This is a genomic window from Pseudoclavibacter helvolus (assembly GCF_014191305.1).
GTDB classification, from domain to species: Bacteria; Actinomycetota; Actinomycetes; order Actinomycetales; family Microbacteriaceae; genus Pseudoclavibacter; species Pseudoclavibacter helvolus.
This window is the reverse complement of the sequence record NZ_JACHWJ010000003.1, coordinates 90,132-114,318: the sequence shown is the minus strand read 5'-3', so window position 1 is coordinate 114,318 and position 24,187 is coordinate 90,132. Positions and strand designations below refer to the sequence as shown.

Here is a 24,187-nt window from a genome sequence, read left to right as displayed (position 1 = left end):
ATCAGGCCCGCCGGACTACGCTCGACGCGTGAGCAAAAACGTGTGGACCGTCGTCGGAGTCGTCGTTGCGGTAGTGATCGCCTGGTGGCTCGTCGATGTGCTGTTCCACTTGGCGTGGATGGTCGCCCGGCTCAGCATCGTCGCGGTCGTGGCCGTCATCGTGTTCTTCGTGATCCGAGCGCTTGTCTCCAAGCGCGACTGAACCCGCCCGGCACGCAGCCGGTCGGGTTCATGGCTTGCCGCGTCAGCCGAGCGCCGCGTTCTCTCCGAGGGGCTCGAAGTCCTCGGAAGCCGAGGACGAGCGACGCCCCCCGGGGACAGTTGGCGTGTTTGGCATGTTCGGCGGGGTGTTCGTGTTGAGCGGCGTGTAGATGTTGGTGCCGACCTTGCGACGGAAAGCGAGCTCCACACCATCCACAGTCACGTAGCGGTCGATGTAGATCGACGGCGTGTTGTTGCCAACACGAACGTTGCCAGTGAAGCGGAGGTCGTTGACGAGGTTTGTGACGCCCTCAGCCGGCGAGATGGGCCCTGTGTACGTCATCTCGTAGCTCTGGTGCGTGCCCTCAAGGAAGGCGTGTGTTCCGATGTGGCTGAGGTTGGACCACGCCGACGAGGAGCTTGCCGACCAAGAGTCCGGACCGGGTCGGTAGTGCAGGACGATTCTGATGTCTTCGATCACAGAGGAGCTCGTCGTGCTGGTGACCCAGAGCCCGTAGGTGCCATACTCGTGCGACCCACCCGAGCGACCGTCAACACCGTACGAACCGTTGCCGTTCCGTCCGGGCCAGGTGAAGTGGATCCATCCATTCAGCCCAGGAGGCTGAAGGCCTGGACCGGAGCTGGCCTGGGCCGGCGCGGCCACCGCGAGCGCGATCGTGGGTACGGCCCAGGCTGCTGCAGTTGCTACAGCCCGACGGCTTGGCAGTTGATTTTCGGCGCGCGAAATATCGCCCATGAGATCCCCCTGGAAGTTCGGAGCAGTGAACCCGCGTTTCCCCTTGCCGGGCCCACAGCTATGTTTCTCCACACTCCCAGATCCAAGATTGGACCGCAACATTGCGGGGAGTTCGACGGGCACCCGGGGAAGAGTGCTCGAAATGAGTGTTTCTCACCTACGCACGGCTTCGATGTACGATGGTCGAGTTCGCGGGCGGATCCCGTGAATGCGCGGATGTAGTTCAATGGCAGAACTTCAGCTTCCCAAGCTGATAGCGCGGGTTCGATTCCCGTCATCCGCTCCAGTTCTCAACTCCGGTAGCGCCGCTCAGGTGGGCCAACAAGAAACGCCCCTCGCCGAGGGGCGTTTCTTGTTGGCGACGCGAGTCAGAAGTCGGCGATGACGAGCTTCTTCATCTGCATCATGTGCTCGTAGCCGTCAGGCCTTGCCATGAGCTCACCCATGTTGGCGGGCACGATCTGCCACCTGACGCCGAACTTGTCGGCCAGCCACCCACACTGCTCGGCCTCGGGTACAGCGCTCATCGCGTCCCAGTAGCGGTCGATCTCGGCCTGGTCGGCGCAGTCGACCTCGAGCGAGACTCCACAGTCGAAGCCGAACTCCTGGTCGGCGCCGTTGTCCATGGCCACGAACCGCTGACCGGCGAGCTGGAAGTCGGCGTACATGATCGCGCCCGCGGGCGCCGGACCCGACTGGGCCGGGTACTCGGCGATGTTGCCGATGCGCGCATCCGGGAACAGAGAGACGTAGAAGTCGATGGCCTCGCGCGATCGGTTCTGCGCTTCACGGCCGAAGAGAAGACTCGGCACGATGAAGGGGCGCGCCTCGCCAGCAGCACTCAGCGCGCCGGAGTCGACGAGCATGAGCTGCCAGCTCACGCCGTAGCGGTCCTCGACCCAGCCGTAGTGCGGGCTGAACGGGTACTCCTGCAGCGGCATGAGCGCCCTGCCGCCCTCGCTGAGCTTTGCCCAGGCGTTATCGAGGGCTTCCCGCGCAGATGCGGCGTCTCCCCCGAGCACGCGCGGGTCGAAGTTGAGCATGAACGAGATGGACGGGTTCGGCCTGAACTGGTCACCCGCGTTGATGAGAGTGAACCGGTAGTCGTCGATCTCCACGCCGACCACGAGGGGCAGCCCCGCGAAGTCTTTCAGGAAGTCGAGGAGATCGGTCTCCGGGTAGCGCGCCTCCACTGACGTCGTCGTCTTCGGGAAGACGGAGGCGTAGAACTCGCCCGCTTCTTCGGCGTTCTTGTTGAACCAGAGGTTCGGAATGATTTTCTGCATGCCTCGTTACTCCTGCACGCGTCGGCCGTTCTGGGCTCGATCGAACCCAAGCGCAAAGTTACTCCCGGCTACCGACATTCGCGGCGCGCCCCGCATCCACATTGGAGCGAACACCCAGGCAGCCCCTACTGCAGCCCCGCCGTGAGCCTCGCGAGGTTGTCGAGCACGGTCGAGCGGAGCGGCTGCTTGCGCCACTCGAACATCGTGAGCTCGCGCGAGTTCTCGCGGTAGTCCTGCTGGACTTCCCGGAGGTCCTCGACGAAGTCCGCGCTGCGCACCATGAGGGAAACCTCGAAGTTCAGCGAGAACGAGCGCATGTCCATGTTCGACGAGCCGATGACGGCGACCTCGTCGTCGATCGTGAAGTGCTTCGCGTGCAGGATGGTCGGCGACTTGTACATCCAGATGCGCACCCCGGCCAGCAGCAGAGCTTCGTAGTAGGAGCGCTGCGCGTGGTACACCATCGCCTGGTCGCCGATCTCGGAGACGAAGAGCTCCACGACCACCCCACGCGCCGTGGCGGTGGTGATGGCGTAGAGCATCGACTCGTCCGGCACGAAGTAGGGGCTCGTGATGATGATCGACTTCTGCGCGACGTAGAGGAGGTTGAGGAAGAGGCGGAGGTTGTTCTCGCTCGGGTAGCCGGGGCCGCTCGGGACGATCTGGCAGTCCATGCGCGCCTCCTGTGGCATGGTCTCGAAGTCGGCGAGATCCTCGGGGATGATCGTGCCCGACTCGGAATACCAGTCGGTGATAAAGACGGCGCTGACGGCGTGCACGGCCGGTCCCTCGAGGCGCACCATGAGGTCGTGCCAGTGGAGGCCGCGGCGGATGTTGCCGCGCTTATTGTAGGTGGAGTCGACGACATTCTGCGAGCCGAGGTAGGCGGAGTTCCCGTCGACGATGAGGAGCTTGCGGTGGTTGCGCAGGTCTGGCCGCTGGTACTCGCCGCGCCACGGTCGGACGGGCAGCATGTAGTGCCACTCGGCTCCGGCATTCGCGAGGGCCTTGAGACGCGTGAGCGTGTGCTTGCGGTAGCCGGGAACACGGATGGACGCGATGTGGTCGAGCAGGATGCGCACGCTCACACCGCGGTCGACGGCGCGGTCGAGGGCGTCGAAGATCGGCCGCGTCGTGTGGTCGCACGCGAGGATGTAGAACTCGATGTGCACCCACTTCTCGGCAGTGTCGATCTCAGCTGCCATGGCGAGGATCGTCTCCTCGTAGCTCCCTTGCAGGACAACTTCGTTGTCGCTGATGAGCGGCATGGCCGTGTAGGTGCGGTTGAGGGCGACAACCGAGTCGAACCAGGGCGGGTCGTTGTGATGGGTCGGTTCGACCTCCACGCTCGAGACGGCCATGTTGATGTAGGTCGTGACCTCCTGCTGGCGCTCCATGCGCTTTGCTGGCAGGCGGAAGCTGCCGAGGAGCAGGAAGGCGATGACCCCCACGTAGGGGATGAGGAAGATGGCCATGAGCCAGGCGATGCCGACGCTCGGCTTCCGATTCCTTGGCACAACGATGATCGCGATGACGCGAATGATCAGGTCGATGATCGCGAAGATGAACCCAGCGCTGATCGTGATGTGCGGAATCTCGGCCATCTGGTCTCCTCGGGGGTCCTTGGGGGTCCTAGGGGGTCCTAGGGGACAGCGTAGGCCAAGGGATGCACGCCGACTCCGCTTCGCATCCACTCACGGAGTTGTTGCACTTCGGTCCATTAGTGCAATACTGCACTTGTGACAGATAGTGCAACGAGTCTTCGAGCTCGCAAGATGGCGCAGACGAGCCGCGAGCTCGCGGCGGCCGCCCGCCGACGAGCCCTCGACGACGGCCTCTCCGGCTTCACTGTTGAGGAGCTCTGCGAGCAGGTCGGGATCTCCCGGCGCACGTTCTTCAACTACTTCGCGTCGAAGGAGGACGCCGTGCTCGGCATCTCCGCCCGGCGAGAGACTGCGCACCTCGACGAACGCTTCGTCGCCGGCGGCGACCCGCAGAGCGAACGGTTGAGCCCAGACCTGCTCGAGGCGTTGACGCAGCTCGCCCTTGAACGCTGGCGGGAGGCCGACCCGGAACCGAACCCAGACCAGGTTCGCGAGGTGATGGCCGTCATCGACCAGGAGCCCAGGCTCTTCAAGCGCGTCCTCGAGCACATGTCGAGTGACGAGAAGCGAGACGTCGCGCTCGTCGAGCGGCGAGAGGGGCTGCCTGCTGGCGACCTACGAGCCGCCGCGGCCGTGCAGCTCCTTATGTCCGCGATGCGGGCAAGCGCGTTCGAGTTCTTCACCACCGGCAACACCGATGACATGGAGACGGTCGTCGCCAAACGCGTGGCCGCCATGCGTGCCGTACTCAGCGGCTGACCGCACTCCTCAACTCTGCCACCCGCCGCACCACACCCGCCTCTCACGTTCTCCCGTCTCGGCACTCTGCCCTGACACTTCCCGACCTCACTTCTTTGAACGGACCCCGCATGACCAACACAGCTCCGGCGCCTGTCGCGCCGCAGTTCCTGCTCACGAAACGCAGGATCTGGACGATCTTCGGCGCGCTCATCGCCGGGATGCTCCTCTCGAGCCTCGACCAGACGATCGTCTCGACCGCCATGCCCACCATCGTGGGCGAGCTGGGCGGCGTCGACCACCAGGTCTGGATCACCACTGCCTACCTCCTCGCGACGACCATCGTCATGCCCATCTACGGCAAGTTCGGCGACGTCCTGGGCAGAAGGAACCTGTTCCTCATCGCCATCGCGATCTTCACGCTCGCCTCGGTTGGCTGCGCCTTCGCGGACAGCTTCTGGGCGTTTGTCGTGTTCCGCGCCATCCAGGGCCTCGGCGGCGGCGGTCTCATGATCCTGTCGCAGGCGATCATCGCCGACATCGTGCCTGCCAGCGAACGCGGCAAGTACCTCGGTCCGCTCGGCGCGGTCTTCGGCCTCTCCGCTGTGGGTGGCCCGCTCCTCGGCGGCTACTTCGTCGACCACCTCACGTGGCAGTGGGCGTTCTACATCAACATCCCGGTGGGCATCGCGGCGTTCATCATCGCCGTCGTCGCGCTGAAGTTGCCGAGCAAGAAAGCCACGAAGCGCATCGACTACCTCGGCGTGCTGTTCCTGTCCGCCGCCACGACGTGCCTCATCTTCTTCACCGACTTCGGTGCGGATGCTGAGCACGGCTGGGGCTCGATGGTCACGTGGGCATGGGGTCTCGGCCTGCTCGTCGCGGCTGCCCTGTTCATCTTCGTCGAGTCGCGTGCCGAGGACCCGATCATCCCGCTCGGCCTGTTCAAGAACCCGATCTTCGTGAACGCCACCGCCATCGGCCTGACGCTCGGCATCGGAATGTTCGCGGCAATCGGCTTCGTGCCGACCTTCCTGCAGATGTCGTCTGGCACCTCGGCTGCCGCGTCCGGGCTGCTGATGTTGCCGATGATGGCGGGCCTCATGGGCACGTCTATCGCGTCCGGAATCCTCATCTCGAAGACGGGCCGCTACCGCAGCTACCCCATCGTGGGCACCGTGCTCACGGGCCTCGCGATGGTCGCCATGACGACACTCACGGCGGAGACGCCGATATGGCTCATCTGCGTCTTCCTGTTCTTCTTCGGCGCAGGGCTCGGCCTCATCATGCAGGTCGTCGTGCTGGTGGTGCAGAACGCCGTGCCCGCTGCCGAGATCGGCACGGCCACGAGTACCAACAACTACTTCCGCGAGGTCGGTGCCGCCCTCGGCACCGCGGTCTTCGGCGCGATCTTCACGACGCGTCTCACCGAGAACCTCACGTCGGTGTTCACGGCGAGCGGCGCGAGTGCGGCCGACGCCGCGACGGCGACCTCGACGATCGACCCGCAGACGCTCTCGCAGCTGCCGGACGAGGTTCGCGACGGCATCGTCACGGCCTACGCGGACGCGCTTGCTCCAGTGTTCTGGTACCTCGTGCCGTTCATCGCGCTCGCCTTCCTGCTGTCGCTCTTCCTGAAGCAGATCCCACTCTCGGATGTCGCTGGTCTTGTAGCCCGCGGCGAGGTGGTCGGAGGCGACGAGGCGGAGGAGCTGGATGCGGCGAGCCGGGCTGCGCAGTCCTCGCACGCTGTGCACGCCGGTGCCGCTGCCCCGACTCAGACCAGCTCAGCCTCCGGCATGGGCACAAGCACAGGCGCTGGGACTGGGACTGGGACTGGGACCATCACAGACACAGACACAGACACAGACACAGACACGTCACCGCAAACACCGGCGCCCCGGGACTAGTAAGGCGTTCCTCGGCGACGCAGCCGGCTGAGATTTCCTCAGTCGGCTGCGTCGCTCGCGCTCGACCTCAAGAAATCCGCGTGACAGCGAGACGCGAACGACCTCACGGCCCGAGCGTCGCCGGCGGCCACTCTGGCGGCGTTTCTCGAAACTCCACGGCACTCGACGACCCGCCAAACCCGCTGGGCCCGCCAAACCCGTCGGACGTGCTGGACGTGCTGAACCCGCCAGACCCGTCGGACCCGCCAGACGCGCTCGTCACCCGGAGGGGATCACGACTTGTTCTTGGTCCGGTTGATGGCTCCACCTTCCACACTCGGTCGGCTGAGGGCACGATGATGAGCCTCTCGAGGTGGACTTCGTGGTGGTGGAACGTACACAGCGCTATGCCATTGCAGGTGTCGGTGAGACCGCCCATCCACCAGGGGGTGACGTGGTGAATCTCGACCATGTCGAGAGTGAGCTCGCATCCGGGTGCTCTGCACCCACCGTCTCTCGCGAAAATCGCCCTCCGTTGTGCCGAACTGAAGAGCCTGCGTTTTCGGCCCAGCTTCAGGACTTCGCCGTCGGCGTCGACAAGCGCGGCCCGGATGATGCCATCGCAGAGGATGCGCCTTGCTACCTCGATCGACGCCGGCTCACCCGAGTGCTCGTAGCGAGGCACATCCGCGAGGGTTTCAACGGCTTCGATCAGCCCGGCGCGAGTGACCGCAACCACCATGGTCGGCGCCTCGCCGCCCGTGCGTGGCGCGGTGGGTGACTCGGCATGCCGAGCGAAGACCGACACAAGGGCGTCGATGCGCCGCTGCGAGACACTGCGCTCGTCCCGGATCGGCGGCGCCTCCTGAGGCTCTCCGGAAATGCCATCGAGCGCCGCGTCTTCCTCATCGCAGGCCTGCTCGCGGCGAGGAGAGAGGTAGGCATCCAGGACGCGCTGCAGGACTTCGCCCTGTTCGGGCGTCGCGAGGAGCCGCCCCTGCACCATGCCGTCGGATCGTCGGGTGAACGAGAGCCCGCGCTTCTCCGCCTGGCGCTCAGCGTTCGGCTCGGCACCGTCCGGGTCGAGGAAGGCGACCCACACCGCCGCCTGCTTGGCGAGGCTCTCCGGCGAAGCGGGCTCGTCGTCCTCCGGCGTGAGTCCACACGCTGCCCGCACAAGCTCGAACTCGGCGCTCTCAAGGTCTGCGACGTCGGCTCGGCGGTCGGCCTCGCGCAGCCCATTGGCGATCGCCGATGCCTGCGAGAGCGTGACTCGCCCCTCGGCAACTGCGACCGCAACGTGGCCCCTCGCAGGCGGCATCGGCTCGCCGGTCATGCTTATGGTCTGGCGGGTCGCCTCCGCGAGCGCGCGCATGGCCCCCGCCTCGGCTCGCCTGAGCCCGAGCGTCTGCTGCACCGCCTCGTGCACAGACCGGAACCCGCCGCGACGTACGAGTGAGCCGGAGAACGCCACGGGCGTCACCTCATCCCGCCCGAGGAGCTCGGCCGTCATCTCGAGCAGCGTCGCGTCGAGCATCCGCTTGCGCGCGGCCAGCTCCTCGAACGCGGCGAAGAACTCCACGTCGAGCAGAGAGGCAACGGGTCGGCGCCCATCGATGAGCGCCTCGACCTCAGGTGTGGCGGCTACCGCACTCTCGCGCGCAGACGCGGCGACGTCCGCCGGAAGTCCGGGAGGAGGCGCCCAGGCCGATGCGGGACCCTGCGGGTCGGGGCGCTGCGGGTCTGGACCCTGCAAGTCAGCGCCCGGCAAGTCAGGGCTCTGCAGCTCAGGGCTCTGCAGCTCAGCGCTCTGCAGATCAGAGCTCTTCGGCTCTGGATCGCGGAAAAACGCGGTTCGCGCGGCTTCGTTGCCTCGCGACTTCTGCGTCTCGTTGTCCATCCTGACCTCCCCCAAGATCACGTTGAGTCTAACACAAATTAGTAGCTATGTTCTATTTCTCTCTTGATTCCAAGACTAGATCGAGCCACCGACATTCGGACCATGCCCCCCTTTGAAAAGACATCGAACTCTGCCGAAACACCCGCGCCGATCACGTCACAGGCGCTCGTTCCGACGCGAACTCAGACCTGGTCGACGCCTGCAATCAGCTCGTCGGCGATGGGTTCCGGCGAGCGGCTTTCAGCGCCGAGCAACCGCATGCGCTCCTACGCGCGCTCGCACGGCGAACCGCTCACCGAGGTCGCTCAGCGCATCATCGACTTCGAGCTCGACCTGTATCGACCCTCCGCCCGGTTCAGGGTCGTCATTGGAGTTTCACCCCATCCGCAGGGGATACCCTTCGTTCACCTCAAGAATTCTGCGACTGGATGCATCTTCCGTGGTTCCCACACTCTTCCCCTGGCTCGACCCTGAAACGATCATTCACGGTGCGGGCCCCTGGGCGCTGCTCGTCGTGTGCCTCATCGTGTTCTCGGAGACGGGCCTCCTCGTCGGCTTCCTACTGCCGGGAGACACGCTGCTGCTCATCACTGGGCTCCTCGCCTTCTACCCGGGCATCGGCTTCGACATCTGGTGGGTGTGCCTCGCGATCGGCTTCGCCGCGTTCCTCGGCGGTGAGGTCGGCTACCTGATGGGCAGGAAAGCCGGCCCGAGGATCTTCGAGCGCAAAGAGAGCGGCCTCTTCAGCATGAAGAACGTCGAGCGCACCAACGCGTTCTTCGAGCGCTTCGGCGGCCTCGCCGTCATCGTCGCGCGCTTCGTGCCGATCGTGCGCACCTTCGCCCCGGTCGCCGCCGGCGTCGGCAAGATGGACTACCGCAAGTACACGATCTACAACCTCATCGGCGCACTCATCTGGGGATCGGGACTCACCTACGGCGGCTACCTGCTCGGCTACGTCCCGGTGCTCGGCGACTTCATCCGCGAGTACATCGACGTGATCCTGATCCTCGCCGTGCTGGCGACCGTCGTGCCCACGAGCATCCACTACATACTGAACATGCGGAAGTCGCGCCGCGAGGCAGAACGCGTGAGCCGCGAGGAGGCCGAGGCCCTGGCCCTCGCGCCGAAGGACTTCGACCAGAAGCTCGGCGACTAGACCGAGACCCGCCCCTAGCCCCGGCGCCAGCCCCAGACCGGAACGTTCGCCGTCCGAGAGCGACCAGCGAGGGCGCCACACCTCCGAGCGGGCTCCGCGAACCCGCCATCACAAGACCAGTGGCCCCGGGTTGCGGCACGTTTCACACCACAAGCCGACGGCCTTCGTGCGACGTAGGCTGGCATGCGCGGCATCGTCTGCCGCGACTTACGACGGCGTTGCAGTGAGGAGTTCTGTTCTCGGATGAGTGGCATCTGGCGGTACCAGTCGACCTCGATCCCCCTCCGACTGGCGAACGCCGGAGCCGTCGTCGCCCTCCCCCTCCTCGCCGTCGAACAGCTCGGTGACGTCGCCGTCGGCGGGTTCCTCGTCGCCGTCGCACTCTTCCCGAGCGTCATCGCCGCCCCGCTTGTGGGCGCGCTCCTCGATCGGATGCGCCGCCCACGGCTGCTCCTCGTCGCCGGGGGCGCGATCACCGCCGCCGCGTACCTGTTCGCATCACAGCTCGGCACGCTCCCAATCGGGGTCATCGCGCTTGTTCTTGCGGTAGCTGGCTTCGTGACGCCCGCCTACATGGGCGGGCTGTCGAGCTTCGCGCCAGACAACATCGCACCAGTCCGGAACGCCTACGCACAGGACGCCCTCTCCTACACGATCGCCTCGGTCGGCGGCCCGGCGCTCGCGGCCCTCGCTATCCCCCTCGCCGGATCCGCGCGCCTCGCCATGGTGCTCCTCGCTGGCCTCGCCTTCGTCGGGGCGATGGCCGGTTTCGGCATCAGGATGCACCCCAAGGAAGGCACCGTCGAGGGGCTCGGCCGCACGATCGCGCGCGGGATGACCTACCTCGTGAAGCACAAGCCGATCGCCATCGTCACGACTGCCGGCACCGTCAGCCAGATCGCCGGCGGAGCGCTCGGCATCGCAGCCATCGCCATCTCCCTGGAACGCACCGGCTCCGAAGCATCCGCCGCCTGGATCGTCACGGCGTACGCCATCGGCGGGCTCGCCGGAGCTCTCTTCATGGCCATCAGGACTTGGACAACGCGCGGCCCCGTCTGGGTGATGGGCATGGGCTTCGTCGCGACGGGTGCGTTCCTCCTCGTCGCCGTTCCCGCGCTTCCCGTCGGGTTCACGTTCGCGGGCGTCTTCATCTCCGGCCTCTTCGCCGCGCCCGCGAACGCCGCCATGATGCTGCTGCGCGACAAGGAGAGCGAGCCGAACGTGCGCTCGCAGGTATTCACGATCGGCGCAGGGCTCCGCGTCACAGCGGCCGCGATCGGCGCTGCTGTCGCCGGCCTCATGGCAGGCTTCGACGCCGGGTGGCTCGTCGCAGGCATGGCCATCATCTGGATTCTCTCCGGCGCCATCCTCTGGTTCTTCCCGAACCCTCCAGCCCGAACCGGCATCATCCCCGTGCAGAAGGGCCCGCAGGCGCCGTAGTGCTGCGGCGGCATGAGGCCGCACGGCACGGCGCGGCACGTTGCGAGTCTCTCGGTGACCGGATGCACGCCGCGAGTCGCATCCACGGGCCGCAATCCCAGCATGGGAATCGCGAAACTCACGAGCGACGTCGAAGAAGTCTCCGCCTTCTACGCCGCGAAGAACGACATCGACCGCACCGACGACTGGCTCATCCTGAAGCTCAACGAGGAGGTCGGCAAGCTGACGCAGGCGTACCTCGCGAAACAGGGGCAGAGCCGCGACAAGGGCCGCACCGCGGAGGAGCTGGACGCCGACTTTCGTGCCGAGCTCGCCGACGTGCTCTCACAGGTGCTCTTGATCGCGAACCGCCACGGCGTCGACCTCGAGGATGAGATCGCGGAGAAGTGGCTCGTTTGGAAGCCGGGCGACACTCACACGGTGGAGGCTCGACGAGACTCAGGTTCGAGGTCCGGGCAGCCGCTCGGATGAAAGCAACGTCACAGACATCTACAGCGTGAAGATGAACCGGTCCGTCCTGGTAACGCGCTGGCGGATTTCCGGAACATCGAACGCGAGGTCTCTCTCCGAGATCTCGTGGAGGAGCCAGAGCATCGCTGGCTGCAGCGAGCCAATGATTGTGGGGGGTGTCCCTATGGTCTTGTCAAGCGGCAAGGGCTAGGGGTGGTTGGTAGATGGTGCCGTCTCGGAGCATGGCGTAGAGAACGTCGCAGCGTCGCCGAGCAAGCGCGATGAGGGCTTGGTTGTGGCGCTTGCCCTGCGCTCGTTTCCTGTCGTAGTAGGACCTCGAAACCGGGTCCCGAAGTGCTGCGAAGGCTGACAGGAACAGGGCCCGTTTCAGGATCTTGTTCCCGCGCCGGGAGGCGTGCTCACCCCGTATCGAGGATCCCGAGCGTCTCGTGACGGGCGCGAGCCCGGCGTAAGACGCGAGGTGGCCGGCTGAGGCGAACGACTTCCCGGCGACTTCGGTGAGGAGTCTCGCTGCGGTCCTGACGCCGACTCCTGGCATGCTCGTCAGGACCGGGTGAAGAGGGTGCGCATCGACGAGCCGCTCGACCTCGACCGCGATCTCGGTCCGTTGGGTGCGGAGGTCTTCGAGTTGTTTCGCGAGGCGCGGCAGGACGAGGCTGGCAGCGTTCGTGCCGACGACCACGACTGTCTGCTCGGAGAGCGCCTGCATGATCTCGTCCGCGAGGCGTTTGCCCATGCGGGGAGCGAGCTTTACGAGTCGGTTGGCTAGCCGTGTCGGGCCGAGCTTCGCGAGATCCGCGGGCGCGGGGTGACGCTGGAGGAGATCAACGACGGCCTTGTGATCGAGGTGCGGGCCAAGGACTCGTTCGAGCGCGGGGTGAATCTGCGTGAGCAGGCCGCGGATGCGGTTGCTCGTCGCGGTGACTTGTCCCGCGAGGTCGTCATCGAAGCCGCAGAGCATCGAGAGTTCCGCGACCTGCTCGTCCGCGAGCTGGATCGATCGGAGGGCGTGCGGGAGGGTCCGGGCGGCTTCCGCGATGATGGCCGCGTCTCTCGCGTCGGTTTTCGCTTCGCCCGCGTGGAGGTCCGCGATGCGGCGCATCGCGAGCCCCGGCAGGTAGCCGACGAGGACTCCCGCGGCTTGCGCGACCGCAATCGGCAGCGCGCCGATCGTGGCAGGCTGATCGACGACGAACAGTAGCGTCCCGTGGTCCTTCAACCCATCGATGAGCGCGCGGAGTTTGCTCTCGTCGTTGGGCAGCGCTTTGTCGAAGAGTTTCTTCCCCGTGCGGTCGATCGCGACCGCGTGATGCTCGCCTTTGCCGACATCGACACCGATGAACACGTCGACGCTGTCGTGTCCGGTGATGCTTGTTTCCATCAGCCCTTCCCCTCTCAAATTTCGGTTCCAGCGTTGGCCGAACCAAGAAGCGGCGAGTCTCGACATCCACGTTACGAACGACACTCGGAACACGTCCGGGCCCTGTCCCTATCAGCGATCACAAGCCGCCAAACCGGGACTCGGTGACAACACCCCCCAGATCATGAACAGCGACAGGGGGCAGAGAGTCATGCCGAGCCCGGGATGGCCAACACCCTCCAAGGATCACTCCCCGAACTGGGTATGAAGAAGGTAACGGGGTACCAACCGACCGCCAGACCGCGGCGAGTTCCGTGCGCTCGGGGGGGGTTCCCCCAGTTCGACCTCACCGAGAGCCAAACCAGGCTCAGTGGGCTGAGCGACGGGCCAGCAAGCGGACCACTTGGCGGCAGCGTTCGAGGCCCGGTCTCCGTCAGCACTCTCGTCCGCGTCCCCGGCCAGCGCGGGAGCCTCCCCCGGAAGTCGCGGGCGGCGGCCGAGTGGCCGATCGCTGCCAGCCGATGTGCCCTTCAACGACGCTCGTGAAGGGCACATCGGCTGGCAGCGATGGTGGTGGATGCGAGGCGCATCCCAGAAGGTTCGCTACGCGACTCCCGCAACCAACCAGACGACGTAGCAGAGCAGGAAGCCGACGAGGCCAAGCACGGTGGTCAGGACGGTCCAGGTGCGGAGGCCGTCCGCGACGCCGAGCCCCAGGTAGCGGGTGACGACCCAGAACCCGGAGTCGTTGACGTGCGAGAGGCCGAGCGCGCCGAACGCGATCGCGAGGGCCAGCAGCGCGACCTGGATCGTCGAGTATCCGCCGCCGAGGATGGAGGCGCTGAGCAGGCCCGCAGTAGTGAGGATCGCGACGGTCGCCGACCCCTGGGCAGCGCGAGCGAGATCAGGTAGGCCATGAGCATGAGGGGCATACCCGTCGCGAGCAGCGTCTCGCTGAGCGCCGCCCCGATGCCGCTCTCGGTGAGGACGCGGGCAAACGCGCCACCACCGCCGGTGACGAGGATGACAACCGCGACAGGCGGGAGCGCCGCCTCGACGACGTCGCCGAGCTGAGACGCGCTCCAGCCGCGGCGGATGCCAAGGAAGAAGCTCGCGAGGAGCACCGTCACGAGCAGCGCGAAGAGCGGAGCGCCGATGAACGCGAGCACGTTGCGGATGGGGTCGCCCGCTGTCAGCAGCGTGGCGCCGATCGTGCCAAGCGCGATCATGATGAGCGGCGAGACGATGAGGGTCATGACCATGCCGGCGCTCGGCGGGGCGACCGTTCGCGTCTTTGTGGCGGTGCCGAAGGCTCCGGACGCGCCACTCGTGCCGTCGCCCTCGGCGTCGGCGTCGGCGTCGGCGTCGGCGTCGGCGACGGCGACGGCGACAACCGCATCCGCCTTCTCGGTGCCGAACTCGGCGAACGACTTCGCCGTTGTCGGCAGCATCGTGAAGTCCTTGCGGTTGAGCCACTTGGAGAAGAAGTGCGAGACGACCGCGAGCACGAGGCAGACGGGGAGGCCGATCATGGTGACCCAGCCGAGGTCGGCGCCGAGGATTCCGGCACCGCCCACGATGCCGGGATGCGGGGGCATCGCGACGTGCACGGCGAGCATGATGCCGCCCACGGGGAGGCCGAACTTCACCGGGTTGACGCCAGCCGCCTTGCAGAAGCCGTAGATGATCGGCACGAGGATGATGAACCCGACGTCGAAGAAGACGGGGATCGCGAGCACAAGCGCAGCTGCGGTGAGGGCACCGGCGACACGCTTCGGTCCGAGCAGCTTCGTGAAGCGGCCGGCGAGGCTGGATGCGCCGCCGGAGATCTCGATGATCTTCCCGAGCATGGCGCCGAGCGCGACGAGGATCGCGACCGACCCGAGCACGCCACCCATGCCGGCGATGATCGACTCGATGATGCCGATCTTCGCCGGTTCGAGGTCGGTTTCGGGGACGGTCACCAGCGGCAGCCCCGTCGCGAGACCCACGAGGACGCTCACGATGAGCAGCGCCAGGAACGCGTGCACCTCGAGTTTGATGATCAGCAGCAGGAGGAGGCCGATGCCTCCGGCTGCGATCGCGAGCAGTAGGAATGTAGACAAGTCCGTCTCCTTTGACGAGATTATGGCGAGAGCGGGGGCTCTGGCCTGCTAGTCGGTGGTCTTCGGGGCGAGGGCGAGGATGACGGCGGAGTCGTCGGAGGCGCCGAGGCCTTGCGCCTGGCCGAGGAGGTACAGCTGCTCGGCGGCGGCGGCGACCGGCGTCGGCAGGCCGACGGCGCGGCTCGCCTTGCCGACGATGCCCATGTCCTTCACGAAGATATCGAGGCGGCTGAGCACATCGGCGCCTTCCTCGTCGTAGGCCTCGAGGATGCGCGGGCCGCGGTTCGCGAGCATGAACGAGCCGGCCGCTCCCGCGCCGAGCGTCTCGAGGGTCTTGGCGGGGTCGAGGCCGAGTCGCTCGGCGAGCGCAAGCGCTTCGGCCGCGGCGGCAATGTGCACGCCGCACAGCAGCTGGTTGACGGTCTTGAGCGCCTGCCCGTCGCCGGGGCGGTCGCCCACGACGGTGAGGGTGGATGCGAGGAGGCCGAGCACGGGCTGCGCCTTCTCGCGCGCTGCGGGCGTCGCGCCGACGACGATGAGCAGGTCTCCCTCGCCCGCGCGGACGGGACCACCGGACAGGGGTGCATCAATGAGCTCGACCGAGTGCTGCTCGAGACGAGCGACAACCTCGGCGATGCCGTCGGTGCCGACCGTGCTCGTGAGGATCACGACGGCACCCTCGTCGAGCTTGTCGGCGATGCCGTTCGCGCCGAAGAGCACCTCGTGCAGCTGCTCGCCATTGCGGACGGCGAGGAGGACCGCGTCGACGCCCTTCACAGCGCTGGCGGCAGAGTCGTGCGGCACGATGCCCGCGGCCGCCGCGAGGTCGAGGCGCGGCTGCGCGATGTCGAAGCCGTTGACGGTGAGCTCGCTGCTGAGGCGAGTCGCCATCGGCAGGCCCATAGCGCCAAGCCCGAGGACGGCGACGGAGTAGGAAGAAGAGGAGGTCATGGTTGCTCGTTTCTCAGTTCTTGTACGAATCAATGCGTGTGCGAACGAATGCGCGTGCGGATCTCAGCGCTGTTGCTGATCAGTTGGATGCGGGAACGGATGCGGGTGCTGGCGTCGCGGCCTGGATCGCCGCCACGGCGCCCGCGTGGAACTTCTCGACGACCCGCGCGAGCGAATCCTCGTCGCCGACGTTGCCGGCGAAGACGACGTAGGGGATGCCGTCGGCTGGCCCGCCGACCGCCTGCCAGAGGGAGACGATGCCGGGCAGCATTGGCCCGCGCACGACTGCGTGTCGGATCTCGAGGCCGCTCGTGGCGACGTCGCTCGAGGTGATGCCGCCCTTCGCGATGACGAAGCTCGGCGGGGTCTCGCGAAGCGCGTGGCTGACGACCTCGCAGACGGCGGCCGAGACGTCCCTCGAGATCGCGAGCGACGCATCCGCATCATCGGTCTTCACGAGCTCGCGGCTCGTGTGCAGGATGACGTCACCGCTCGCGAGGGCCTCGACGACGCGCGCCTTGGCCTCGTCGATATGGGCGTCGCGGCGGTCTGCGTCGATGATCGCCGAGACGGACAGCTCAACCGTTGGCAGCTCAGGGTGCTCCTCGCGCAGGGCGGCGAGCTGGCGGGTCGTGAGGTCGACGTGCGACCCGACGACGATGAGCCCACCTGCGGCGGCGGCCCCTTCGCGGGCGAGCTGCGCCGGCTCGAGCGGAGAGGCGATCTCCTGCCCGATGCGGGCGCGGACAAACGGCGGCCCGACCCGGTAGAGGAACTGCTTGCCGTCGGTCTCCGCGAGCTCGAGCCCGAGGGCGACGATGCGGATGTCGTCTTCGATGACCACGTCGACGACGATCGGCTGGCCACCGCGCACATCCTGCAGCACGGCCGCAACCGCCTCCGGCCCGCGGCGGATGATGTCGAGCGAGAGCACCGTGACGTCAGCGGCCGCCCAGCGGCCCTTCGTCTTCTCCTCGACCCACTCGGGGAGGGCGGAGCTGCGGAACCCGAAGGTTGCATCCTTCGCGAACTCGGTCTCGGCGACGGGCACGAGCTCACCGTTCTGGCGGTAGTAGTGGATGCCCCCGATCGTGACCCTGCCCGCGTCGGGGAAGGCGGGGACGATGAGGACGCCGTCTGGCACCGGGCCGCCGAGCTCCTCGAGGGTCGCCGCGATGACGTCGGTCTCGAGCGGGTAGTGGCCGCGCAGGGTGCTGTCTCCGCGGCTCACGAAGGCGATGCGGCGCTCGAGGCGCTCGGCGGCCGCGAGGGCGGCCGTGACGATCTCGCGGTTGCGCGCGGCGGCCGACTCTGCGTCGAGGCTGCGCGTGTTCGTGAGCACGTAGACCGCGTCGCGGCCCTGCTCGAGCGCCCAGACGAGGTCGTCCTGCTCCCAGCGGGTAAGGACGGGGAGGTCGGCGACGGACTGTGTTCCCGTCGGGTCGTCGTCGAGCACGATGAGGGTCACTCCGGACTCGCGGACCCGGTCGGCGACCTCCGCAGCGTCGACGCGCACTGGGGCGGGGTACTGCTCGAGCAGTCGGGTTTCATCCATCAGAGAACTCCCCTGTAATCGGATATCAGATATCCTGCGTCTGATGCAGGGCGTTGTCAAGGAGATATCTGATATCTCGAGAAGTCGCACTTACCGGCGGCCGCGGATGCGGGCCAACCCGTGTCAGGAACGAGGCTTCAGCACGTACTGCTGAAGGTCATCCGCCGTCTGCTGCATGTGCGACTCCATGGCCGCGCGCGCCGCCGCCGGCTCGCCGGAGCGGAGCGCCTCGAGGATCCCGGCATGCTCGCGGATCGAATTCACCTGCACCTGCGGCACCGCCGAGGTCTCGTAGCGCCGCTCGTACATGAAGCGCCCCAGTGGCTCGAGCAGCACACGGAGGAACGGGTTGCCGCTCGCGCGCAGCACGACGTCGTGGAACGCGATATCTGCGGTCACAAACGTGTGCACGTCGTCGGCGGCGGATGCTGCGCGCATCTCCTCGAGGTACGCCTCGAGCTGCTCGAGGTCACCCTCCGTGCGGAGCGGGGCGGCAAGCTCACACGCGCCTGTCTCGATCATGCGGCGAAGCTGCACGAGCTGCACTGAGGCCTGAGCCTTGCCCCCGGTCGAGGTCGCGGCACGCAACAGAGGTTCGATGCCGGTCCAGTCCTCCATGGGCAACACGCGCCCACGCGTGCCCGGCACCGGCTGCACAACCCCCTGGGCCTGCAGCGTCTTAAGTGCCTCCCGCAGCGTCAGGCGGTTCACGCCGAGCCGCTCGGCGAGGTCGATCTCGCGCGGCAGCGGCGCGCCCTGCGGCAGCTCCCCCGAGATGATGTCATCGAGGAGCCGATCGCTGACCGACTGAACAAGCGACGCTCTCGCCATGGTGACCTCCGAACTCGCAATGGTAGTCCGCGGGGCGGCGCCCGCGCGCGACCGCAGTTACCGCCCGTGTTGCCAACCGCTGAGTGCGTTCCAGCGGCTGGAAACACGGGCAGCGATCAACGACCGGCGGCCTCTGGCGGTCGCGTCACGGGAGCGTGACGGCGACCTCGACGACGAAGTCGCTCGCATCCTCGCCGACGACACGCTGGCGCACCTCCGGCGACCTGAGCGCCACCCCGCGCTCCGCGAGCGCGTCGAAGAGGGCAACAACGGCCGGATGCACGACGCCCTCGGGAAGCTCGGCACCGTGTGATGCCCATGCGGCCACCAGTTCAGTCCGCGGCGACAACCTATCGGCGAGAGTGCGCTCGTCGCGCCGGAACGCATCGTCGACGTCCGGGATGCGAGCGACCGGCCAGCAGAGCAGCATTTGCAGCTCGGGGGCTTTCGCCGTACTTCCGGGGCCCTCCCGGAACGACGTCCAGAACCCGGGCCCTGGCTCAAGCCCAGCCTCGACACTGCGCCGATACAGTTCGGCGAATTCCCGGTTCGCGTCCTCATCAGTCGGCACCGCGCCGTCGCTGCCACCCGCGTCGAGGTCGGCGGGCAGCGGGATGACGCGCGCGACGAAAGGCGTGACCCCAAGTTGCCGCTCCTCGACGACAACGGGGCGCGCGAATGCGGTGAGCACTGCATCCGCCGCCGCCATGGCCGCATCCTCGGCCTCACGCTTCTGCAGCACTTCCGCCTGGTGGCGAAGCAACGCGTCGACTGCGTCGCCATCTCGAAGAGCCCTCGCGGCGATGGGCAACGGCACGCCGGCTGCCCGCAGCACCTGCAAGAGGGCGCCGTCCCGCACCTGCGACTCCGCGTACCTGCGATACCCGGTCGCCGCATCCACCTCAAACGGGACGAGCGCCTTCGTCTCGTCGTAATGACGCAGCGCTTTCACACTGATGCCGGTCGTGTTCGCGAATTCCCCGATGGTGAGCATGCCTCAAGCCTGCCGCCTCCTGTAACAGGAAGGTCAAGCGCGGGAATACTCCTGCACCCAGCCTGGTTGAGAGTGATACCCCCCAGGGGTAATAACGACGGATGCACCAGTCGCCGAGTTCGAGGAGCACCAGATGAACACCCAGCAGGACGCACAGACCCACGGGCCCAACCACCACGGCGAGGAGCAGCACACCGCCCAGGCCGGCCACAGCGAGCACGCCGAGCACGCGGGCCAAGACGAGCACGCAGGACACGGCGAGCACGGCGGCCACGCGGGCCACGGCGACCACGTCGCTCAGTTCCGACGCCTCTTCTGGATCAACCTCGTCATCGCCGTCCCCGTCGTCGGCTTCTCGAGCATGTTCGCGATGCTCCTCGGCTACGAGATCCCAGGCTTCCCCGGCGCCGCCCTCATCGCACCCATCCTCGGCACCGTCATGTACATCTGGGGCGGTCGCCCGTTCCTGATGGGCGCGGTCAGCGAGCTCAGGGCGCGCAAGCCCGGCATGATGCTGCTCATCGCCCTCGCGATCACCGTCGCGTTCGCCGCCTCGTGGGGTGCGAGCCTCGGCCTCCTGCACCACGACCTCGAGTTCTGGTGGGAGCTCGCCCTTCTCATCGTCATCATGCTCCTCGGGCACTGGATAGAGATGCGCTCGCTCGCGCAGACCACGTCGGCACTCGACTCCCTGGCAGCACTGCTGCCGGACAGCGCCGAACGCGTCGAGGGAGATCGCATCGTGCAGGTCTCCCCTACTGAGCTGGCCGTCGGGGACATCGTCATCGTTCGCCCTGGCGGGAGCGTGCCGGCTGACGGCAGGATCACGGAGGGCAGGGCCGAGATCGACGAGGCGATGGTCACGGGCGAATCGCGCCCAGTGCCCCGCGGCGTCGGCGACACGGTCACGGCCGGCACGGTCGCGACCGACTCGGGCCTGCGCATCCAGGTGACCGCGACGGGCGACAACACAACCCTCGCGGGCATTCAGCGACTCGTCACCGAAGCGCAGAACTCCACGTCGCGAGCGCAGAGGATCGCGGATCGAGCGGCCGCTTGGCTGTTCTGGTTCGCCCTCGGCGCCGCCGCCATCACGGCCATCGTCTGGACGCTCGTCGGCAATCCTGACGCCGCCGTCATGCGCACCATCACCGTGCTCGTCATCGCCTGCCCCCACGCGCTCGGCCTCGCGATCCCGCTCGTCGTATCGATCGCTACCGAGAAGGCGGCACGCAGCGGCGTCCTCATCAAGGACCGCCTCGCACTCGAGAGCACCCGCACCATCGACGCCGTCCTCTTCGACAAGACGGGCACCCTCACCAAGGGCGAGCCGATGCTCACCGAGATCGCCGTCGCAGGTGCCCTCACGGCCGATGAGGTACTCGCCGCCGCGGCCGCGGCGGAAACCGACAGCGAGCATCCGCTTGCCAGGGCCATCGTCCGCGCGGCGGCCGAGCGCGGTCTCTCCGTACCCGCGTCGTCCGAGTTCACCTCCTCACCGGCGGTCGGCGTCACGGCGACGATCGACGGGCGGGAGGTCCGCGTCGGCGGCCCGCGCCTCCTCGAGGCGCTTGGTGCATCCGAAATCCATGAAGCGGATGCGTGGCGCAACGACGGCGCGATCATCCTGCACGTCGTGCAAGACGGTGCGGTCGTGGGCGGCCTCAAGCTCGCCGACGAGATCCGACCCGAGTCGCGCGAGGCAGTGGATGCGCTCCACAGCCTTGGCATCGAGGTCGTCCTGATCACGGGCGACGCCGAAGCCGTGGCCAGGTCGGTCGGCGAGGAGCTCGGCGTCGACCGCATCTACGCCGGCGTGCGACCGGAGGACAAGTCAGCGAAGGTCGCCGAGCTGCAGGCAGAGGGCAAGAAGGTCGCGATGGTGGGCGACGGCGTGAACGATGCTCCGGCCCTTGCCCGGGCCGACGTCGGGATCGCCATCGGCGCTGGCACCGACGTGGCAATCGCATCCGCCGGGGTCATCCTCGCAAGCGACGACCCCCGCTCCGTGCTCTCCGTCATCAAGCTCTCCCGCGCGAGCTACCGGAAGATGAAGCAGAACCTCTGGTGGGCGGCCGGCTACAACCTGCTGTCCGTGCCGCTCGCGGCTGGCATCCTCGCCCCCATCGGGTTCGTGCTGCCCATGTCGATCGGTGCCGTGCTCATGTCGCTGTCGACCATCGTCGTCGCACTCAACGCGCAGCTGCTGCGCCGCGTCGACCTCACGCCGGGCGCCAGCGTTCGCGTGAAGTAGCCAAGGAGACACGAACGCCCTGCCGCGCTTCACCGCGGCAGGGCGTTCGTGACACTGCATCGGAGATGGCACGCGAGTAGCCCGTTCAGGCCGCCGCCATCTCGAGCGCCTCCTCCGCCCGCTCGGCACTGCCCTCAGCAAGGCCCCGCTTGAGTGCGGGAGCCAACGCGACGCAGAGGACCACTCCGACGGCCAGCACTGCGACCTCGGTGACGGTGAGAGCCCAGATGATGCCAGCCAGGCCGAGCCAGATGCTCCCGGCGATTACGACGGGAATGAACAGCACCCCCTGAGCGGCCGACATGATCGTCGCGGGGAGGGCACGGCCGGTCGCCTGGAACAGCGAGGTGATGAGGCCCGTGAAGCCGTTCGCGATCATCGCGAGCGAGCTGCGCCGCGAGCACCACGACGCCGACCGCGAGCACGGATTCGTCGGCCACGAAGAGCGTGAACACCTGGTCGCGGAAGCACAGGACGAGAGTGGCCGCGAGCGCGGCAACCGCCCCGACGGTGATCGCGGATGCGCGCAGGGCGGATCCGAAGCGCGCGCCGTCCCCCTTGCCGTACGAGTAGGCCAGGAGCGGCAGCACGCCGATCGTGACCCCCATGATGAGGAACTCGGGCACCTGCGCGATCCGGACGGCGACGCCCATGGCGGCCAGCGGCCCCTCACCGTAGGCGGCAGCGAGGTTGTTGAGCACAAGCGCCGTGACGATGAGGAAGGCCGACTGGAGCAGCGTGCCCACGCCGACACCGAGCATCGGCTTCTGCACGGAGCCCGCGAGCGTGAACCAGCGCGGGGAGAGACTGACGTGCTCGCTGTTGCGGGTCAGCCAGACCACGAAGTACGTGACGACGACGAGGTTCGCGAGACCGGTGGCGACAGCGGCGCCCGCAACTCCCCAGTTCAGCACCAGGATGAACAGGGCGTCGAGGCCCAGGTTCGCGACGGCGGAGAGGATGAGCGCGACCATGACCTGCCGAGCCGCCCCCTCGGCCCGGACGAGCTGTTCGAGGCACACCGCCGCCGCGAGGACGGGCACGAAGCCGAGCAGCACTCCGACGAAGGCGCTCGTGGGCGCGGCGACCGACGCATCCGCGCCCAGCAGCGATACGAGTGGCGACAGGAACACGAGACCTATGCCGCCGACAACGGCCCCGACGACCACCGAGCCCCAGAGCGAGTAGGAAGCGACCCGCTTGATGGTGGCGGCCTTCGATGGGTCACGTTCGGCGCCGCCGAGGAGGCGCGAGACGAGCGCCCCTCCCCCAACCCCGAAGACGTTCCCGACCCCCATGACGAGGCCGAGGATCGGCGACCCGAGGGTGACGGCTGCAAGCAGGGCCGTGTTGTCGAGCGACCCGATGAACCCTGCATTGATGAGGTTGTAGATCGCCCCGACGATCATCGCGGCGGCCATCGGCACACACAGGTGCAGGAGCGCGCTGACGATGGGCGCCGACGAGAGGTACCAGCGGTTCGTGCGCGGCGCATCCGCTGGGGCTTCAGGAGCCGAGACCCGATCGGCCTCTGTTTCGATTCTTGGTGGTGTACTCATGGTGGCTTCTTTCTGGGCAGGACGGAGCGCGCGCCGACTCGGGTCGGCACGTGAAGGGAGGTGGATGCGCGACCTCGCCGCGCGTCTGGACTAGATGAGTGAGTCCGTTTGGTTTCAGTGGTCGTAGGCGGTGAGTGAGCGTTTGTTGGGTTGGTCAGTGAGCCAGTTGTGCCAGATCGCGGACGCGAGGGCGAGGAGTCGGGCTGCGACGCGGGAGTAGACACCGGCGATGGTGCGGCCTCCGTGGTCCTCGAGGGTGAGTTGGCCTTTCATGGTGTCGAAGACTGACTCGACCCATTGCCGGATGCCGCCGAGTTTCCCGAAGCGGGGTTGCTCGTTTTTGCGGTCCGGGCGGACGAGGGCGGCTCCGAGCTCGTCGTGGATGAAGCGCTCGAAGTCGGCGCCGGCGAAGCCTTTGTCTGCCACGATGGTTTGTCCTGGGCGGACGAGGTGTCGGTCGTGGTCAAGGAGCGCTTGTGTGACTTCGCGTTCCCCGATTTTGGGGTTCGCGAGGCCCCAAACGATGGGCATTCCGTCGGGTGCGCAGAGGAGGTAGAGGCGGAAGCCCCAGAAGTATCTGGAGTGTGAGGCGCAGTAGCCGTAGCCGGCGTGCCCGACGAGGTCGGAGCGTTTCGCGGTTTCGCGGGAGGTTCCGCAGGGCAGTGGTGTGGAGTCCAGCAGGCGCGTGTTTTCGGTCCAGGAGGGTGTGTCGCGGGCGAGTTCGGTGATGACCGCGGCCAGGAGCCCTGAGGCGTGTCGGACTCGTTTGCCCCATCCGGACTGCTGCGGGAGGTGCGGGAACATGTCGAGCAGGTGAGCGCGGGCGTAGCGGATCCATCTGCGGTCGGACGCGATCCCGAGGAGCTGTTGCGCGACGAGCAAGCACAGCAGTTCGGCGTCGTTCAGGGCGGGTTTGCGACCGGGGTGGTGCTCGCGGGTGAATCCCACCGCGGGCAGGATCCGGTCATCGAGATGAACGTACAGTGTGGTCAGGAGGGTGTTGAGGTCAGTATTCACACACGGGGTTTAACACCCTCCGCGAACGATCTCGGGAATTAACGCGCCGTCGGTTTCGCCCGAGGTAGAGTCCCGATTCCCAGGGGCGGTCATTCGGACTCACTCATCTAGTCGCG

The 24,187-nt window shown here is 67.1% G+C and carries 18 protein-coding genes, 1 tRNA gene and 1 pseudogene; 8 read left to right on the top strand and 12 right to left on the bottom strand.

The features are described 5' to 3' along the window. The first annotated feature begins 28 nt into the window (after positions 1-28). Positions 29-202, top strand: a complete 174-nt coding sequence (locus FHX72_RS10155; RefSeq protein ID WP_183624811.1) for a hypothetical protein — start codon at positions 29-31, stop codon at positions 200-202. Positions 203-244: 42 nt separating this feature from the next. On the opposite strand, the gene FHX72_RS10150 is transcribed toward FHX72_RS10155, so the two are convergent. Beyond that, positions 245-682, bottom strand: a complete 438-nt coding sequence (locus FHX72_RS10150) for a hypothetical protein (RefSeq protein ID WP_183624809.1) — start codon at positions 680-682, stop codon at positions 245-247. A gap of 488 nt (positions 683-1,170) precedes the next feature. Here FHX72_RS10150 and FHX72_RS10145 point away from each other — a divergent pair. Continuing rightward, a tRNA-Gly gene (locus FHX72_RS10145) sits at positions 1,171-1,244 on the top strand. Positions 1,245-1,326: 82 nt separating this feature from the next. On the opposite strand, the gene FHX72_RS10140 is transcribed toward FHX72_RS10145, so the two are convergent. Together FHX72_RS10140 and cls are read right to left on the bottom strand one after the other, a co-directional pair. Then, complete coding sequence (locus FHX72_RS10140) at positions 1,327-2,244, bottom strand: VOC family protein (RefSeq protein WP_183624807.1); 918 nt, start codon at positions 2,242-2,244, stop codon at positions 1,327-1,329. Positions 2,245-2,369: 125 nt separating this feature from the next. Beyond that, complete coding sequence (gene cls, locus FHX72_RS10135) at positions 2,370-3,848, bottom strand: cardiolipin synthase (protein ID WP_183624805.1); 1,479 nt, start codon at positions 3,846-3,848, stop codon at positions 2,370-2,372. 135 nt (positions 3,849-3,983) lie between these two features. On the opposite strand from cls, the gene FHX72_RS10130 reads away from it, so the two are divergent. Beyond that, complete coding sequence (locus FHX72_RS10130) at positions 3,984-4,607, top strand: TetR/AcrR family transcriptional regulator (protein ID WP_338110108.1); 624 nt, start codon at positions 3,984-3,986, stop codon at positions 4,605-4,607. Between the two features lie 110 nt (positions 4,608-4,717). After that, on the top strand, positions 4,718-6,496 hold the full coding sequence (locus tag FHX72_RS10125) for an MDR family MFS transporter (RefSeq protein ID WP_183624803.1): 1,779 nt from the start codon (positions 4,718-4,720) through the stop codon (positions 6,494-6,496). A 103-nt stretch (positions 6,497-6,599) separates the two neighbouring features. On the opposite strand, the gene FHX72_RS10120 is transcribed toward FHX72_RS10125, so the two are convergent. After that, positions 6,600-8,375 (bottom strand): HNH endonuclease signature motif containing protein, encoded by a 1,776-nt coding sequence (locus FHX72_RS10120; protein ID WP_183624801.1) that lies wholly within the window; start codon positions 8,373-8,375, stop codon positions 6,600-6,602. 439 nt (positions 8,376-8,814) lie between these two features. Between FHX72_RS10120 and FHX72_RS10115 the strand changes: the two genes are divergently transcribed. The 3 genes from FHX72_RS10115 to FHX72_RS10105 all read left to right on the top strand — a co-directional run bounded on the left by FHX72_RS10115 (position 8,815) and on the right by FHX72_RS10105 (position 11,445). Further along, positions 8,815-9,534: a DedA family protein gene (locus FHX72_RS10115; protein ID WP_068493430.1), complete on the top strand. Its 720-nt coding sequence runs from the start codon at positions 8,815-8,817 to the stop codon at positions 9,532-9,534. Between the two features lie 243 nt (positions 9,535-9,777). Next, positions 9,778-10,974 carry an MFS transporter gene (locus tag FHX72_RS10110; RefSeq protein ID WP_183624799.1) on the top strand — a complete coding sequence of 399 codons (1,197 nt, stop codon included), beginning with the start codon at positions 9,778-9,780 and terminating at the stop codon, positions 10,972-10,974. Positions 10,975-11,076: 102 nt separating this feature from the next. After that, positions 11,077-11,445 (top strand): nucleoside triphosphate pyrophosphohydrolase family protein, encoded by a 369-nt coding sequence (locus tag FHX72_RS10105; protein WP_068493428.1) that lies wholly within the window; start codon positions 11,077-11,079, stop codon positions 11,443-11,445. Between the two features lie 172 nt (positions 11,446-11,617). Here the strand turns inward: FHX72_RS10105 and FHX72_RS10100 are convergent, their stop codons facing one another. The 6 genes and pseudogenes from FHX72_RS10100 to FHX72_RS10075 form a co-directional block, all read right to left on the bottom strand. Then, the gene (locus FHX72_RS10100) at positions 11,618-12,826 is read right to left on the bottom strand and encodes an IS110 family RNA-guided transposase (protein WP_183624797.1); all 1,209 of its coding nucleotides are present in this window, start codon (positions 12,824-12,826) and stop codon (positions 11,618-11,620) included. Between the two features lie 582 nt (positions 12,827-13,408). Continuing rightward, positions 13,409-14,835 (bottom strand): annotated as a pseudogene (locus tag FHX72_RS10095) (GntP family transporter). A 123-nt stretch (positions 14,836-14,958) separates the two neighbouring features. Then, positions 14,959-15,861, bottom strand: coding sequence for an NAD(P)-dependent oxidoreductase (locus FHX72_RS10090; protein WP_183624794.1), 903 nt, complete (start codon positions 15,859-15,861; stop codon positions 14,959-14,961). Positions 15,862-15,940: 79 nt separating this feature from the next. Continuing rightward, a complete protein-coding gene (locus FHX72_RS10085) occupies positions 15,941-17,419 on the bottom strand; it encodes a four-carbon acid sugar kinase family protein (RefSeq protein WP_377605571.1) in 1,479 nt (492 codons plus the stop codon). A gap of 120 nt (positions 17,420-17,539) precedes the next feature. Further along, on the bottom strand, positions 17,540-18,247 hold the full coding sequence (locus FHX72_RS10080; protein WP_183624790.1) for a FadR/GntR family transcriptional regulator: 708 nt from the start codon (positions 18,245-18,247) through the stop codon (positions 17,540-17,542). A 145-nt stretch (positions 18,248-18,392) separates the two neighbouring features. Next, entirely contained in the window at positions 18,393-19,241 is an 849-nt protein-coding gene (locus tag FHX72_RS10075; RefSeq protein WP_183624788.1) for a MerR family DNA-binding transcriptional regulator, read from the bottom strand. A gap of 133 nt (positions 19,242-19,374) precedes the next feature. Here FHX72_RS10075 and FHX72_RS10070 point away from each other — a divergent pair, with 133 nt between their 5' ends. Further along, positions 19,375-21,495, top strand: a complete 2,121-nt coding sequence (locus tag FHX72_RS10070; protein WP_183624786.1) for a heavy metal translocating P-type ATPase — start codon at positions 19,375-19,377, stop codon at positions 21,493-21,495. Positions 21,496-21,629: 134 nt separating this feature from the next. Here the strand turns inward: FHX72_RS10070 and FHX72_RS10065 are convergent, their stop codons facing one another. Both FHX72_RS10065 and FHX72_RS10060 read right to left on the bottom strand, forming a co-directional pair. After that, the gene (locus FHX72_RS10065) at positions 21,630-23,054 is read right to left on the bottom strand and encodes an MATE family efflux transporter (RefSeq protein WP_221186893.1); all 1,425 of its coding nucleotides are present in this window, start codon (positions 23,052-23,054) and stop codon (positions 21,630-21,632) included. A 114-nt stretch (positions 23,055-23,168) separates the two neighbouring features. Further along, a complete protein-coding gene (locus FHX72_RS10060) occupies positions 23,169-24,071 on the bottom strand; it encodes an IS982 family transposase (RefSeq protein WP_183624784.1) in 903 nt (300 codons plus the stop codon). Between the last annotated feature and the right edge of the window lie 116 nt (positions 24,072-24,187).

What these genes read in the sequence shown, in the direction of transcription:
- FHX72_RS10140 (WP_183624807.1), bottom strand. Translation starts at nt 2,244, where the DNA reads ATGCAGAAAATCATTCCGAACCTCTGGTTCAACAAGAACGCCGAAGAA.
- FHX72_RS10070 (WP_183624786.1), top strand. Translation starts at nt 19,375, where the DNA reads ATGAACACCCAGCAGGACGCACAGACCCACGGGCCCAACCACCACGGC.
- cls (WP_183624805.1), bottom strand. Translation starts at nt 3,848, where the DNA reads ATGGCCGAGATTCCGCACATCACGATCAGCGCTGGGTTCATCTTCGCG.
- FHX72_RS10100 (WP_183624797.1), bottom strand. Translation starts at nt 12,826, where the DNA reads ATGGAAACAAGCATCACCGGACACGACAGCGTCGACGTGTTCATCGGT.
- FHX72_RS10105 (WP_068493428.1), top strand. Translation starts at nt 11,077, where the DNA reads ATGGGAATCGCGAAACTCACGAGCGACGTCGAAGAAGTCTCCGCCTTC.
- FHX72_RS10110 (WP_183624799.1), top strand. Translation starts at nt 9,778, where the DNA reads ATGAGTGGCATCTGGCGGTACCAGTCGACCTCGATCCCCCTCCGACTG.
- FHX72_RS10120 (WP_183624801.1), bottom strand. Translation starts at nt 8,375, where the DNA reads ATGGACAACGAGACGCAGAAGTCGCGAGGCAACGAAGCCGCGCGAACC.
- FHX72_RS10125 (WP_183624803.1), top strand. Translation starts at nt 4,718, where the DNA reads ATGACCAACACAGCTCCGGCGCCTGTCGCGCCGCAGTTCCTGCTCACG.
- FHX72_RS10075 (WP_183624788.1), bottom strand. Translation starts at nt 19,241, where the DNA reads ATGCTCACCATCGGGGAATTCGCGAACACGACCGGCATCAGTGTGAAA.
- FHX72_RS10090 (WP_183624794.1), bottom strand. Translation starts at nt 15,861, where the DNA reads ATGACCTCCTCTTCTTCCTACTCCGTCGCCGTCCTCGGGCTTGGCGCT.
- FHX72_RS10080 (WP_183624790.1), bottom strand. Translation starts at nt 18,247, where the DNA reads ATGGCGAGAGCGTCGCTTGTTCAGTCGGTCAGCGATCGGCTCCTCGAT.
- FHX72_RS10065 (WP_221186893.1), bottom strand. Translation starts at nt 23,054, where the DNA reads ATGAGTACACCACCAAGAATCGAAACAGAGGCCGATCGGGTCTCGGCT.